Origin of the sequence: Buttiauxella sp. B2 (genome assembly GCF_006376615.1) — a bacterium.
Taxonomy (GTDB): Bacteria; Pseudomonadota; Gammaproteobacteria; order Enterobacterales; family Enterobacteriaceae; genus Buttiauxella.
The window spans coordinates 18,970-32,219 of sequence record NZ_VEXQ01000019.1 but is presented as its reverse complement, the minus strand read 5'-3'; the positions used below and the strand labels follow the sequence as shown (position 1 = coordinate 32,219).

Sequence of the window (13,250 nt, the reverse complement as noted above, 5' to 3'; positions counted from 1 at the left end):
TTTCCCTAACCCTCGTCCCAAAGAGGTGAGGGTTACCTATTAAATAAGCGAGGCACGTATGTCCGTTCTCGATTTAAAAGCATTGAACGATCTACCAAAAGTCGAGCGAGTCATGGCCCTGGCCGAGGTAAACAGTCAACTCGACAAACTCACTGCCGAGCAACGTGTTGGATGGGCGCTGGAAAATCTGCCGGGCGAGTTTACGCTGTCCTCAAGTTTTGGCATTCAGGCAGCGGTAAGCCTGCATCTGGTTACCCGGCAGTTCCCGGATATTCCGGTTATCCTCACTGATACTGGTTATCTGTTCCCGGAAACCTACCAGTTTATTGATGAACTGACGGATAAGCTGAAACTGAATCTGAAGGTTTATAGCGCACAAGAAAGTGCAGCCTGGCAGGAAGCGCGTTACGGTAAACTTTGGGAGCAGGGCGTTGAAGGTATTGAAAAATACAATGACATCAACAAAGTCGAGCCGATGAACCGTGCGCTGCGTGAACTGAGTGGGCAAACTTGGTTTGCGGGTTTAAGGCGTGAACAATCCGGTAGCCGGGCGAATTTGCCGGTGCTGGCGATTCAACGCGAAGTCTTTAAAATCCTGCCTATTATCGATTGGGACAACCGCCAGGTTTACCAATACCTCACTGCTAATGGCCTGAAATACCATCCTCTATGGGACCAGGGTTACCTCTCAGTAGGCGACACGCACACCACGCGCAAATGGGAAGAAGGTATGGCGGAAGAAGAGACTCGCTTCTTTGGCCTCAAGCGTGAGTGCGGATTGCACGAGTAAATATCTAAAAACCCTTCGCACTCTGCCGAAGGGTTTTTATTAGTCATACCAATGAAGATGGAAGCGCAATGCTTTTTCTTTTTATTTCTGTAGTGACCTCCAAAGACCCTTCTTTAAATTCAATTTCTTATCATTGAGTTAGTGATTTATTCTGTCTGGATACTCTCATGTTTTAGTGCTTGTTACATTTAAGCAACTAATGATTCGCATGTCGTTAACTCAAAAATTACGACTTCGTTCACATATTAGACACCTTATAAATACTATAGTAATACAAATAGAATGTTTTATTGACCTGTCTTTTCTCTACCCTACGAGAGTCGCTATGAAGATCGAACGTATAAAAGTGCTGGTTAGCCGGCCTGGACGTAATTTTGTCACGGTAAAGATTGAAACTGACGAAGGGATCTATGGCGTGGGTGATGCCACGCTAAATGGCCGGGAAATGGCTGTGGCAGCTTATCTGGAAGAGCATATTGCGCCGTGTCTTATTGGTAAAGATCCGCGCAATATCGAAGATATATGGCAATACCTCTATCGTGGCGCTTACTGGCGTAAAGGCCCGGTAACCATGACTGCCATTGTCGCGATAGACATGGCGTTGTGGGATATCCTCGGCAAACATGCGGCTCTTCCGGTATGGCAATTGCTGGGTGGAAAAAGCCGCCAGGGCGTGACAGTTTATGTTCACGCTAATGGCGAAAGCATTGGTGAAGTGCTAGATAACGCCGCGGGCTTGATTGAACAAGGTTATAAAGCTATTCGTCTGCAATGTGCGATTCCTTCGACCAAAGGGACTTATGGCACCCTGGAAGGAAAGAAAAATTACTATGAATTGCAGGGAAACAGACCGTTACCACCGGAACAAACATGGTCGACGCGCAAGTATATGAATTTCATTCCCGAATTATTCAAAGCGGCACGTGAGCGATTCGGGTATGAGATTGATTTATTGCATGACGTGCACAGCCGCCTGACACCGATTGAAGCCGCGCGACTGGGCAAATTACTAGAGCCTTATGATTTGTTGTTCCTTGAAGACACCGTGACCGCAGAAAACCCAGCCGGGTATCAACAAATCCGCCAACACACCACCACGCCGCTGGCGGTTGGGGAAATATTTAATACTATTTGGGATGCTAAAGAGTTAATAGAAACGCAATCCATAGATTATATCCGTACTGCGGTTTCGCATGGTGGTGGAATCACACCGATGCGAAAGTTAAGCGATTTTGCTGCACTTTATCATGTACGCATGGCACCACACGGCGCACCCGATTTATCACCTATTTCGACAATGGCTCATCTGCATATTAATAGCTGGGCACCCAATTTTGGTATTCAAGAGTTTGTCGGGTTTGGAACGCCTGAATTAAATAGCCTATTTAAATACGAATTACCCCTCAAGGATGGAATGTTATTGGTTTCCGATAAGCCGGGTCTGGGAATTGATATAGACGAAAGCGCCATGGGAAATTATTCCTATGTCAGATCTTATCTTCCTGTTAGCCGCCTCGAAGACGGAACACTTTGGAATTGGTAATCCTCTGACCTAAGGGTACGATTATGATCTATGATACCGCTGTAATCTGTGGTTATTTCATCTTAATGGTGTTGATTAGCTTTATATTTAAAAAAATGGCCAGTAAGTCCTCTAGCGACTATTTCCGTGGTGGCGGGCGAATGTTGTGGTGGATGGTCGGCGCCACCGCATTTATGACACAATTCAGCGCCTGGACCTTTACTGGAGCGGCAGGGAAAGCCTTCAGTGATGGTTTTATGGTTGCGGCAATATTCCTTGGAAATACCATAGCCTACGGAATTTCCTGGTTGTGGTTTGCTAAACGCTTCCGTCAGGTTAGGGTAGATACAGCAACAGAAGTCATTCGCCATCGCTTTGGTTCACAGAGTGAACACTTCTTTACCTGGGTCATTATTCCACTGAGTATTCTTAGTGGCGCGGTAATGATGAATGCTTTAGCTATTTTTGTGAGCACAGTATTTAAATGGGATCTCTCTGTAACCATTTGGGTTACGGGAATTGTGGTTTTAATGATCTCATTATTAAGTGGTGCCTGGGGCGTTGTGGCATCCGACTTTGTACAAACACTTATTGTTGCTGTTATTTCTGTTGCCTGTGCGGTAGTAGCTTTAGTGAAAGTGGGTGGTCCAGTCAATATGGTAACTCATTTCCCTTCAGGGTTTGTTATGGGCCCCAATATGAATTACGGAGTAGTGATAGCAGGCTCCGTTATTTTCTTTATTGTGAAGCAATTACAAAACATTAATAACATGCAGGACTCTTACCGTTTCTTGAATGCTAAGGATTCAAAGAATGCGCAAAAAGCGGCCTTCTTTGCCATGATTTTAATGGCTGTTGGCACGCTGATTTGGTTTATTCCACCGTGGGTTTCCGCCAGTCTTTATCCTGATGCCACGGCACAATATGCCGCACTTGGGAATAAAGCCTCAGACACGATTTATTTGAGCTTTGTTGAACGAGCGATGCCTGCGGGCACAGTGGGTTTGCTGGTCGCAGGGTTATTTGCTGCAACAATGTCGACCATGGACCCAGCACTCAACCGTAATAGTGGGATTTTCGTGCGTAGTTTCTGGGTGCCAGTGATTTGTCGCAATAAGAAGATCAGCGACCGTGCCGAACTCTTCGCCGGTAAAATGTTCTGTATTGTTAATGGGGTGCTGGTCATTATTGTCTCGTTGCTCTTTAGTCACCTCGAAGGCATGAGTCTGTTTGACTTGATGATGTCAGTTTCCACGCTTGCACAAGCGCCTCTGCTGGTACCGCTATTCTTCGGCATGTTTATCAAGCGTACGCCACGTTGGGCTGCCTGGGGTACGGTATTGTTCGGAATATTTGTTTCGTGGTTATGCATCGACGTACTGACGTCGAAGGCGTTGGGACAGTGGCTGGGCATTGCTTTCACTAAACGTGAAATGAGCGAAATCAACGTCATCATTAATATCATTGCGCACCTGGTGCTGACGGGTGGCTTCTTTATCTGTACTAAGTTGTTTTACCGTGAGGAGTCCTACTCCCTCAAAGAACAGCAGCAAATTGAAACCTTCTTTAAGAACATCGAAACCGAAGTGGTTGCTGATGAACATCAGCAAGGGTTTGACCTCCAGCAACGTGAAAAAATTGGCTTTATCACCATGTTGATGAGCGCGGGAATATTGCTGATGGTCTTGATTCCAAACCCGGTATGGGGACGGCTATTATTTCTGGCATGTGCCGCGATGATCTTCCTGGTTGGGTATTTATTACGCCTGAGTTGCCGGATTACGCAGAATTCTCATCAGCAAGCTAAACATCCGCTCTGAGTTCACAAAAGCGCCTTTAATCAGGCGCTTTTAGTTTTCATGCTAAGTGTTGATTGATAGTATTTGTAATACTAAATGACAAATAGAGGTGATCCGATGTTCTCTGATTTACGAAACAAGCGTGTGCTAATCACTGGTGCTTCGGCGGGGGTGGGTCTTGCCGCCGCGAAAGCTTTTGTTCAAAGCGGTGCAATAGTCGGAATTAATGGTCGTCGCTCTCCACAGCAGATGGAATCGGTTCTGGCTGAACTCCGTGCCCACGGGGGGGAAGTGAGTTATTTCCAGGCAGATTTATGCCAGTCTGGTGCGTGTCAGGCGCTGGTTGACGCTTTTGTGGAGCAGTTTGGTGGCCTTGATGTGCTTATTAATAATGCCGGTGGATTAGGTGGACGATCCGGGCTCGAGGACATTGATGATGCCTTCTATGATCGGGTGATGGATCTCAACGCTCGCTCGGCATTAATGATGACCAAATACGCGATCCCACATCTTCGCGAATCCGCGAAACTCAGCGGTGAAACGGCATCGGTTATCAGTACAGGCTCCATCGCTGGCCGCGAAGGTGGAGGCATTGGAGCTGGGGTTTATGCCGCTTCAAAGGCCTGGCTGCATGACATTCACCGCAACTGGGTTAAAGAGTTCACCAAAGACAATATCCGTTTCAACATTGTTTCCCCTGGCACTATCGACACTGCATTTCATGAAGATAAGCCGCAGGAGCTGCGTGACAAAATCGCCGGTTCCATTGCGATGGGGCGTTTTGGTCGTAGTGAAGAAGTTGCACCCAGTTTCCTGTTTTTCGCCTCTCACCGTATGAGCGGCTACATTACTGGGCAAATCCTTGATGTAAATGGCGGGCAAATGGCACCATGATTCCTGCCTGTAGAGGCACTTAGTGCCTTTACAGTTTGGTGGTACACTACTCATCTTCCCTTTTTCAGGTATGACAAAAGCATGCAATTCACAACCATTGCAACGACACAACGTGGGCTGGATGGACTTATTGCCAGCGACATTGCCCGCAAAATTTTATCCGGACAGCTAAAACCTGGAGATATTTTGCCGAGTGAAGTGGAGCTTTGTGAGCAATTTGGTGTGAGTCGTACGGCTCTACGTGAAGCGCTAAAACTGGTGTCATCGAAAGGGATGTTGGAATCGCGCCCCAAAGTTGGCACCCGCGTTCGGCCACGTAATAACTGGAATATTCTGGATGTACAGTTGTTGGAGTGGATGAACGGCATGGAAGGAACGCTGGAAATGTACCATCAGTTTCTGGAGTTTCGCCGCGTTATTGAACCTCATGCCACAAGACTTGCTGCGATAAATGCGACAAGTGAACAGCGTATTGAGCTGTCCCGTGTGCACGAAGAAATGTGTACCGTGGCGAAGGATTTCGACCCCGACCGTTGGGTAGATGTTGATACCCGCTTTCACCGTTTAATTTTCTTAGCTTCAGGCAATTGTTTTTATGCCCCATTTGGCAATGTGTTGACCACCGTATTTAAGTGGTTCATCAGCCATTCTTCGAAAGAGGGCGGCATGTGCCTTGAAGATCATCACCGTATTTATCGAGCCATAATGATTGGCGACGGTGACGCCGCCTATGACGCGTCGCTGGCGTTAATGACCGCCAGCAAACATCGTTTATAAAGGCTCAACGGTAAACTGCCCGCATCCTGGGCGGTTATCCACCGTGACGCTCACCGCGTCCCCTTGCACGAAATACACAGCAACTTTGCTTTGCTCTACGTTATGCTCAAGCACTTCAATACGGCTGACTTGCGGCCTTGCATTACGCGATGTTTCGCTCGCTTCATCAAAATAACCGTGGCTTTCAATCGCGGTGGCAAACAGGACGTTATCGCCCTGAGTACGCCATAGCCAGGCCGGTTCAACGCGTAAATTAAATTGCGGATCGCTGGCTCCAGTTTGTGCCACGATAAACTCCCCGCCCAGTGGTAATACCCCGGTCGCGCTGTAAAACGTATCGCCATCCAGCCAGGTAAATTGCGTACTTTGGTTCGCCCCAATTTTGCTGCGGGCACAATCCCACAAATGCTGATAACCGTTTTGATTACCCAAGGGGCGCCATTGCGTTGCGTAATCCAGAGTTGAAGAGGTGTTGATCAACTGACCGCGCCCGTGAAGACAGTAATCATATTGATGTGTCTGAGCGCTTATTAAACTGAACAGGTCGAGCAATAATGGTTTTTCACACTGGGGCAAATCGAGCATTAACACCGTGCGCAATTGGTTCACTCCAGGCCAGTAACCATTGCAGCGTGCGCTCATGCCCTGGCTTGAAGGATGGTCGGTGATAAAAAAATGTGTCTCGCCGTGAAGTAATGCGGCCCTGTCTTTATCGAAATTATGCTGGCAACCTTCATCGACCACGACAGTATTGTGAGCGACAGTTTGTTTGCAGTAGCTGCTGTTTTCGGCAATGTAACGCCCGCCAAATTTAGGTTCGATATTCACCCATCGACCGAATCCGTAATCACGCAAGAATTCCCGCCCACGATTGAAAAGGCTCAGATGTAGGCCGTCGAAATGCCCATGATTGAGTGCCGAGTGCATTCCCACAATGTTGCCATGACCACCCCAGTAGAGCAGCGCCATATTGTCGTCTTGTTCTTTGTCGCGAAAACGTAATACGCCGATAGCACCACGTTCACCCTCTTTGCCATCTCGTACTATTTGCGAGGGCCAGCAAGCGGCTTTTTCCTGTGTTGTGCGGTATTGCGTTATTTGCAACGCCCCGCGCCCAGGCCACGCGGTAGCTTGCCAGTGGGCTAATTCAGCTAAACGCGCATCTTCACCGTAATGCTGCCAGCACAGACTGACTGCCATAACGGCACCTTCATCCCGCAAATTCATGGTTTTTGAGGCGTCGTTTAAAGCCGGCAGCGTGCCATCAGGGAAGGCTAAAGCGAATAAAGCGTAGCAAGCACGTTGAATAAGACGGTCCTGGTAATCCCAAATATTCAGCTCAGGTTGATAACGGGAAATGGCTTCGGCGAGTAGCAACATTGGCCGTAGGGCGAATCGCTGGTAATACAGCCCTTCTACATAGTAGCCATCGCAGGAAAAGAGCTTATCCAACTGGGCGAAAAAGCCACCGCTGAGGTTGTCCCGTTGCAAGCCATGCAATGAGTTAAGCACCATTTTTTCATCGCCAAGCACGTAACCACAAATGGCGACAGCGGCAACAGACCACATGCCGTGGTTATGCACAATATCGAAAGTGGCTGCGTGAGTGTACATGGCGTCGCTTGCCATCAGGCGCAGTAAATGGGTTTCTATGTGCAGGCTTTGTTTGACGTCACAGCCATGTTTTACGCAATGCCAGGCTTCCGCCGCATACAGCAAGAACATGTCTTCGTTTAGGGTCTGGTGGAATAAACGACCCGGTGGGTTGCTGTCGAGGCTGACGGCGTTACCCAGGTGAGGGTAAATATCTGCATAGGCAGTTAGCGTACGGATGACGGCTTCTTTGTAGCGAGAGTCTTGCGTTATCAGCCACAGACGGCCCGCCAGGCTCATCATTTGGTAATTCAACTTATGCTGCGCGTGTTCTGGCCCACCACCTTCACCGTGTCCGGGGACATTCAATGGTTGATTTAGCCACTGTTCCACTTGTTGCTGATACTGGCGTAGCGTATTGCCCAACAGTGTATCTTGGTTCAAATGGCTGCGCAGGGCAGCAGCATCGTCATTATCAATAAATAGTGGGGACCAGGCAGACATTATCTTCCCTCTGACTTTAATTAGTATGACTATTTAAGTGTCGGGATGGTGAGGTTGTCCAGATTTAAGACGATTATTGGCAGGTGGGAAACAGGATTCGCAAGGTGCGTCACAAAATAGTGTTTTATTAGTCATACTAAATGGTGTAGTAGGGCGAATAAGCACAACACTTCTCCGCCCGATAAAACGCTTATTTGGCCTTGGCCAACTCTTTCACCAGCGGCAGCATCACACGCACCACATCGTGACTGCGTTTTTCGATGCGTTGCGGTAACCATTTATCCAAATATTGCTGGTTATCAATCAATGCATTATGCCAACTGACTCCATCCGGGAAGGCTTTGCTTTTCGCTCTCTGCTGATAACCATCTTTTTTGCCCAACGACCAGTTTGTCGCTTCAACAGAAAGCACCGAAATCCCTGCTTTATCGAACACGTTAGCATCGCTACAGCAACCCGTTCCTTTTGGATATTTGGCATTAAGCCCTGGATTGGTGGTGGCTTTAATATTCAGTTGGCGCGCTAGTTTTAACGCGCGATCGCGTGTCAGTTTGCTGACGGCTGTGGGAGTCGATTTGCCGCTGTTGAAATAGAGTTTGTCACCGACAATCAGGTTATCGAGATTAATCACCAACAGCGTATTTTTCTTTTCGCTCGCGCTCATACGCTTGAGAATATCAGCCGCACCCAATTCGCCAATTTCTTCGCCGCTGGTGGCAATGAAACGAATGCCATAGCTTGTCGGAATATCTTTCAGGCGGGTTGCGAGTTCTAGCATCACACCGAGCCCTGAAGCGTTGTCATCAACGCCCTGAAGCGTGAGCCCACCGAGATTGTTATTCACATCGATATCACTAAGCGGGGCGTAAGTATCAAGGTGCGCCATAATAATGATTTGCTGTGGTTTAGTACCTTCACGTGCTGCAATGACAGAGCTGGCGCTGACGTTATGCCAACTCTGGTGGCCGTCTTTGGTGGTGTAAAGGTAGCGAGTATTAAAGCGACGAATATCACTTTGGTAGCCAAGCTGGCTAAATTGCTGTTGAAGATAATCTGCCGCTAACATTTCCGCGGGGCTACCGGTCATGCGTCCTGGGAATACTGTTGCAATGTGGCGCGTTTGTTGACTGGCAATTTCGCCTACTGGCGTGGTACTTGCAAAAGCTGGCAAAGCACTGCACAGGGTAAAACAAATGCCAGGCGCCAGGCGGGTCAGCGAGTGGCGCAATGCGGAAAACATAGTGGGTCCCTTTTAAATAGGAAAAATTTTTGCGTGCCTAGTATGAAACTGTGACACACGTTACACAATTTCAATTGCTCTGAAACCCTCGTTATATCGCTTGTTAAGCACATTTTGTGATTTGCATTTTCACGGCGTTATTCCTTTGTGGAACTACTCATTCCAATTCGTAATTTCATAACAAAGAAACCTCAGCCGTATAGTCCCTCAATGATTTTTTAAACGGTGGGCCATGACCCTCCGTACTAAACCTCGGTTAAGGGAAGGTTATGGACCAAAAACGACTCACACACTTACGGCAGTTGGAGGCAGAAAGCATCCATATCATCCGCGAGGTGGCCGCCGAATTTTCCAATCCAGTGATGATGTATTCCATCGGTAAAGACTCATCGGTGATGTTGCATTTGGCCCGTAAAGCCTTCTATCCAGGCACACTTCCATTCCCGCTGTTGCACGTCGATACCGGCTGGAAATTCCGCGAAATGTACGATTTTCGTGACCGTACTGCGAAGAACTACGGCTTTGAGTTGCTGGTGCATAAAAATCCGGAAGGCGTGGCGATGGGGATTAACCCGTTCGTACACGGCAGTGCCAAACATACCGACATCATGAAAACCGAAGGGTTGAAACAAGCTCTGAGCAAATACGGTTTTGATGCTGCCTTTGGTGGCGCGCGCCGTGATGAAGAAAAATCCCGTGCTAAAGAGCGTATCTATTCGTTCCGCGATCGTTTCCATCGTTGGGATCCAAAAAACCAGCGTCCTGAACTGTGGCACAACTACAACGGCCAGATTAATAAAGGCGAAAGTATTCGCGTGTTCCCGCTTTCTAACTGGACCGAGTTGGATATCTGGCAGTACATCTTCCTGGAAAATATCGAAATCGTACCGTTGTATCTGGCAGCTCCACGCCCTGTGCTGGAGCGTGATGGCATGTTGCTGATGGTTGACGATGACCGTATTGATTTACAACCGGGCGAAGTGATTGAGCAGAAAATGGTGCGCTTCCGTACCCTGGGCTGTTGGCCGCTGACCGGTGCCGTTAAATCTGAGGCGCAAACGTTGCCGGAAATCATCGAAGAGATGTTGGTTTCGACCACCAGTGAACGTCAAGGGCGGGCAATTGACCGCGACCAGGCAGGCTCCATGGAGCTTAAAAAACGCCAGGGTTATTTCTAAGGAGCCGCCAGATGAACAACACTATTGCACAACAAATTGCTGATGAAGGTGGCGTTGAAGCCTATCTGCACGCGCAACAAAACAAAAGCCTGCTGCGCTTCCTGACCTGCGGCAGCGTAGATGACGGCAAAAGCACACTGATTGGCCGCCTGTTGCATGACACGCGTCAAATTTATGAGGATCAACTTTCTTCACTGCATACCGACAGCAAACGCCACGGTACGCAGGGCGAAAAACTGGACCTGGCATTACTGGTGGATGGTTTACAAGCTGAGCGTGAGCAAGGCATCACCATCGACGTGGCATACCGTTATTTTTCTACCGAAAAACGTAAGTTCATTATTGCTGATACGCCGGGGCATGAGCAGTACACCCGTAATATGGCGACCGGCGCATCGACTTGCGACCTGGCTATCTTATTGATCGATGCGCGTAAAAGCGTGCTGGATCAAACGCGTCGCCACAGTTTTATCTCCACATTGCTTGGGATCAAACACCTGGTGGTTGCGGTCAACAAAATGGATCTGGTGGGTTATAGCGAAGATACTTTCGAACAGATCAAACAGGACTACCTGACTTTTGCTGAACAATTGCCAGCAGATTTGGATATTCGCTTTGTACCGCTCTCCGCACTAGAAGGTGATAACGTCGCGACACAAAGCATCAATATGCCATGGTACAGCGGCCCGACGCTGCTTGAGCTTCTGGAAACGGTTGAAGTACTACGCGTGGTAGAACAGCAACCGATGCGCTTCCCGGTTCAGTATGTGAACCGTCCAAATCTGGATTTCCGTGGCTATGCTGGCACGCTGGCATCAGGTGTGGTGAAAGTCGGGCAGCGCATCAAAGTTTTGCCGTCAGGTGTTGAGTCTGCGATTGCACGAATCGTAACTTTTGATGGAGATTTGCAACAAGCCGCTGCTGGCGAAGCCATTACGCTGGTGCTCAAAGATGAAATCGACATCAGCCGTGGCGACTTGCTGGTGGATGCCAGTGACAAGCTGTCTGCGGTGCAAACTGCGAAAGTCGATGTGGTGTGGATGGCGGAACAAGCGCTGGTGCCGGGTCAAAGCTATGAAATTAAGGTCGCTGGCAAGAAAACCCGTGCCCGCGTTGATAATATTCATTATCAGGTCGAAATTAACAGTCTGACTCAACGTGTGGTAGAAAGCCTGCCGCTGAATGGTATTGGCCTGGTAGATTTAACTTTCGACGAGCCGCTGGTGCTGGATAAATACCAGGAAAACCCGGTAACCGGCGGACTGATTTTCATCGACCGTTTGACCAATGTTACGGTTGGTGCCGGCATGGTGCGCGAGCCGCAAGAAGATGTGTATCTGGAGCCCTCAGCTTTCAGCGCCTTTGAACTGGAACTGAATGCGCTGGTGCGTCGCCACTTCCCGCACTGGGGTGCTCGTGATTTGTTGGGGGGTAAATAATGGCTGAGCACGACGAAAACGTCGTCTGGCATGCCCATCCGGTAACGGTTGGGCAACGTGAGAAACTTCATCAGCATCGGGGCGCGGTGCTGTGGTTTACCGGGCTTTCCGGCTCGGGGAAATCCACAATCGCAGGTGCGCTGGAAGAAGCGTTGCACAAGCTTGGTGTAAGCACTTATCTGCTTGATGGCGATAACGTGCGACATGGCTTATGTAGCGATCTGGGCTTTAGTAATGCCGATCGTAAAGAAAATATCCGCCGTGTTGGTGAAGTTGCCAATCTGATGGTGGATGCCGGGCTTGTGGTGTTAACAGCGTTTATTTCGCCACATCGTGCTGACCGTCAGATGGTGCGTGATCGCGTCGGGGAAGGGCGGTTTATCGAAGTGTTTGTCAATACGCCGCTTTCAGTCTGCGAAGCGCGCGACCCAAAAGGTTTATACAAAAAAGCCCGTGCGGGTGAGTTGCGTAATTTCACGGGCATAGATTCGGTTTATGAAGCGCCAGAGAACCCGGAGATATACTTAGATGGCGAACAATTAGTAACAAATTTGATTGAGCAATTATTAGACCTGCTGCGTCGTGACGTTATTATCAAAACCTAAGACATTGCCAGGTGCGTGACGTATCTGGTTTGCAAGGTTTACGGATTCGTTATGCGCAATGGCACCAACATAGCTATTACATCGGCTGAAGCAAGCCCTGAAACCGAAGAGACAACCTGGTCATTGGCCGGTGCGCTCATCGGTTTTTTGTCGTGGCTATTGGCGCTGGGTATTCCTTTCTTGATTTACGGCCCTAACACACTGTTTTTCTTTCTTTATACGTGGCCTTTTTTCCTCGCGTTGTTACCTGTTGCCGTGGTCGTGGGGATTGCGCTGCACTCTCTGCTGCGTGGTCGTTTGCTGTATAGCTGTGCCACGACTGTATTGGCGGTTGCGCTAATGTTCGGCGTCCTCTTTTTGTGGCTGATGGGCTAATCGTAAAATATTCAGCAAACCGTAACAGACTATTTATGACTGCCTATTTATGACTGCCTATTGATGACTGCAAATCCGCTAACTCACCTGCAAACGCGCATGTCGGCGCGATCTGTGATAAATTCTGCCGCAAATACGAAGGGTCGCTTTGTACCCGGAGCGATGCTCGATAAAATTTTGTGCGATGATTGTGCCGTTTTTCAGGGGGCTGGATGGGTAAACTAACGCTGCTATTGCTGGCCTTGTTGGTCTGGCTGCAGTATTCGCTGTGGTTTGGAAAAAACGGTGTACATGATTACACGCGAGTTAATGACGACGTTGCCGCACAGCAGGAGACGAACGCTAAACTTAAAGCGCGTAACGACCAGCTATTTGCGGAAATTGACGATCTTAATGGCGGACAAGAAGCCATTGAAGAACGTGCTCGTAACGAACTCAGCATGACCAAACCGGGTGAAACTTTCTACCGCCTGGTACCCGATAGCTCTAAGCGCTTAAGTAACGGCGCTGGGCAGAACAATCGATAATCAAGCG

12 protein-coding genes are annotated in these 13,250 nt (G+C 48.7%); 10 read left to right on the top strand and 2 right to left on the bottom strand.

The window, feature by feature from the left end:
- Nucleotides 1-58 precede the first annotated feature (58 nt).
- The 5 genes from cysH to FH968_RS18150 all read left to right on the top strand — a co-directional run bounded on the left by cysH (nt 59) and on the right by FH968_RS18150 (nt 5,782).
- Nucleotides 59-790, top strand: coding sequence for a phosphoadenosine phosphosulfate reductase (cysH, locus tag FH968_RS18170; protein ID WP_139882157.1), 732 nt, complete (start codon nt 59-61; stop codon nt 788-790).
- Between the two features lie 325 nt (nt 791-1,115).
- Complete coding sequence (gene manD, locus FH968_RS18165) at nt 1,116-2,333, top strand: D-mannonate dehydratase ManD (protein ID WP_139882156.1); 1,218 nt, start codon at nt 1,116-1,118, stop codon at nt 2,331-2,333.
- 23 nt (nt 2,334-2,356) lie between these two features.
- The gene (locus FH968_RS18160; RefSeq protein ID WP_139882155.1) at nt 2,357-4,132 is read left to right on the top strand and encodes a transporter; all 1,776 of its coding nucleotides are present in this window, start codon (nt 2,357-2,359) and stop codon (nt 4,130-4,132) included.
- A 96-nt stretch (nt 4,133-4,228) separates the two neighbouring features.
- Nucleotides 4,229-5,005: an SDR family NAD(P)-dependent oxidoreductase gene (locus FH968_RS18155; RefSeq protein ID WP_139882154.1), complete on the top strand. Its 777-nt coding sequence runs from the start codon at nt 4,229-4,231 to the stop codon at nt 5,003-5,005.
- Between the two features lie 81 nt (nt 5,006-5,086).
- Nucleotides 5,087-5,782 carry a FadR/GntR family transcriptional regulator gene (locus tag FH968_RS18150; protein WP_139882153.1) on the top strand — a complete coding sequence of 232 codons (696 nt, stop codon included), beginning with the start codon at nt 5,087-5,089 and terminating at the stop codon, nt 5,780-5,782.
- Here the strand turns inward: FH968_RS18150 and FH968_RS18145 are convergent.
- A complete protein-coding gene (locus tag FH968_RS18145; RefSeq protein ID WP_139882152.1) occupies nt 5,777-7,879 on the bottom strand; it encodes a heparinase II/III family protein in 2,103 nt (700 codons plus the stop codon). The genes FH968_RS18150 and FH968_RS18145 overlap by 6 nt on opposite strands.
- Nucleotides 7,880-8,069: 190 nt before the next feature.
- Nucleotides 8,070-9,119: an aminopeptidase gene (locus tag FH968_RS18140; protein WP_139882151.1), complete on the bottom strand. Its 1,050-nt coding sequence runs from the start codon at nt 9,117-9,119 to the stop codon at nt 8,070-8,072.
- A 269-nt stretch (nt 9,120-9,388) separates the two neighbouring features.
- Here FH968_RS18140 and cysD point away from each other — a divergent pair, with 269 nt between their 5' ends.
- The 5 genes from cysD to ftsB all read left to right on the top strand — a co-directional run bounded on the left by cysD (nt 9,389) and on the right by ftsB (nt 13,243).
- Nucleotides 9,389-10,297 (top strand): sulfate adenylyltransferase subunit CysD, encoded by a 909-nt coding sequence (gene cysD / locus FH968_RS18135; protein WP_139882150.1) that lies wholly within the window; start codon nt 9,389-9,391, stop codon nt 10,295-10,297.
- 11 nt (nt 10,298-10,308) lie between these two features.
- Nucleotides 10,309-11,736 (top strand): sulfate adenylyltransferase subunit CysN, encoded by a 1,428-nt coding sequence (cysN, locus tag FH968_RS18130; RefSeq protein ID WP_139882149.1) that lies wholly within the window; start codon nt 10,309-10,311, stop codon nt 11,734-11,736.
- Nucleotides 11,736-12,341 (top strand): adenylyl-sulfate kinase, encoded by a 606-nt coding sequence (gene cysC / locus FH968_RS18125; protein ID WP_139882148.1) that lies wholly within the window; start codon nt 11,736-11,738, stop codon nt 12,339-12,341. The genes cysN and cysC overlap by 1 nt, the downstream gene beginning before the upstream one ends.
- 51 nt (nt 12,342-12,392) lie before the next feature.
- Nucleotides 12,393-12,716 carry a DUF3561 family protein gene (locus FH968_RS18120; protein ID WP_139882147.1) on the top strand — a complete coding sequence of 108 codons (324 nt, stop codon included), beginning with the start codon at nt 12,393-12,395 and terminating at the stop codon, nt 12,714-12,716.
- Nucleotides 12,717-12,928: 212 nt separating this feature from the next.
- Nucleotides 12,929-13,243, top strand: a complete 315-nt coding sequence (ftsB, locus tag FH968_RS18115; protein ID WP_139882146.1) for a cell division protein FtsB — start codon at nt 12,929-12,931, stop codon at nt 13,241-13,243.
- The last annotated feature ends 7 nt before the right edge of the window (nt 13,244-13,250 follow it).

Excerpts from the sequence above, each read along its gene's own strand:
- cysH (WP_139882157.1), top strand. The coding sequence starts at position 59 with ATGTCCGTTCTCGATTTAAAAGCATTGAACGATCTACCAAAAGTCGAG.
- manD (WP_139882156.1), top strand. The coding sequence starts at position 1,116 with ATGAAGATCGAACGTATAAAAGTGCTGGTTAGCCGGCCTGGACGTAAT.
- FH968_RS18160 (WP_139882155.1), top strand. The coding sequence starts at position 2,357 with ATGATCTATGATACCGCTGTAATCTGTGGTTATTTCATCTTAATGGTG.
- FH968_RS18155 (WP_139882154.1), top strand. The coding sequence starts at position 4,229 with ATGTTCTCTGATTTACGAAACAAGCGTGTGCTAATCACTGGTGCTTCG.
- FH968_RS18150 (WP_139882153.1), top strand. The coding sequence starts at position 5,087 with ATGCAATTCACAACCATTGCAACGACACAACGTGGGCTGGATGGACTT.
- FH968_RS18145 (WP_139882152.1), bottom strand. The coding sequence starts at position 7,879 with ATGTCTGCCTGGTCCCCACTATTTATTGATAATGACGATGCTGCTGCC.
- FH968_RS18140 (WP_139882151.1), bottom strand. The coding sequence starts at position 9,119 with ATGTTTTCCGCATTGCGCCACTCGCTGACCCGCCTGGCGCCTGGCATT.
- cysD (WP_139882150.1), top strand. The coding sequence starts at position 9,389 with ATGGACCAAAAACGACTCACACACTTACGGCAGTTGGAGGCAGAAAGC.
- cysN (WP_139882149.1), top strand. The coding sequence starts at position 10,309 with ATGAACAACACTATTGCACAACAAATTGCTGATGAAGGTGGCGTTGAA.
- cysC (WP_139882148.1), top strand. The coding sequence starts at position 11,736 with ATGGCTGAGCACGACGAAAACGTCGTCTGGCATGCCCATCCGGTAACG.
- FH968_RS18120 (WP_139882147.1), top strand. The coding sequence starts at position 12,393 with ATGCGCAATGGCACCAACATAGCTATTACATCGGCTGAAGCAAGCCCT.
- ftsB (WP_139882146.1), top strand. The coding sequence starts at position 12,929 with ATGGGTAAACTAACGCTGCTATTGCTGGCCTTGTTGGTCTGGCTGCAG.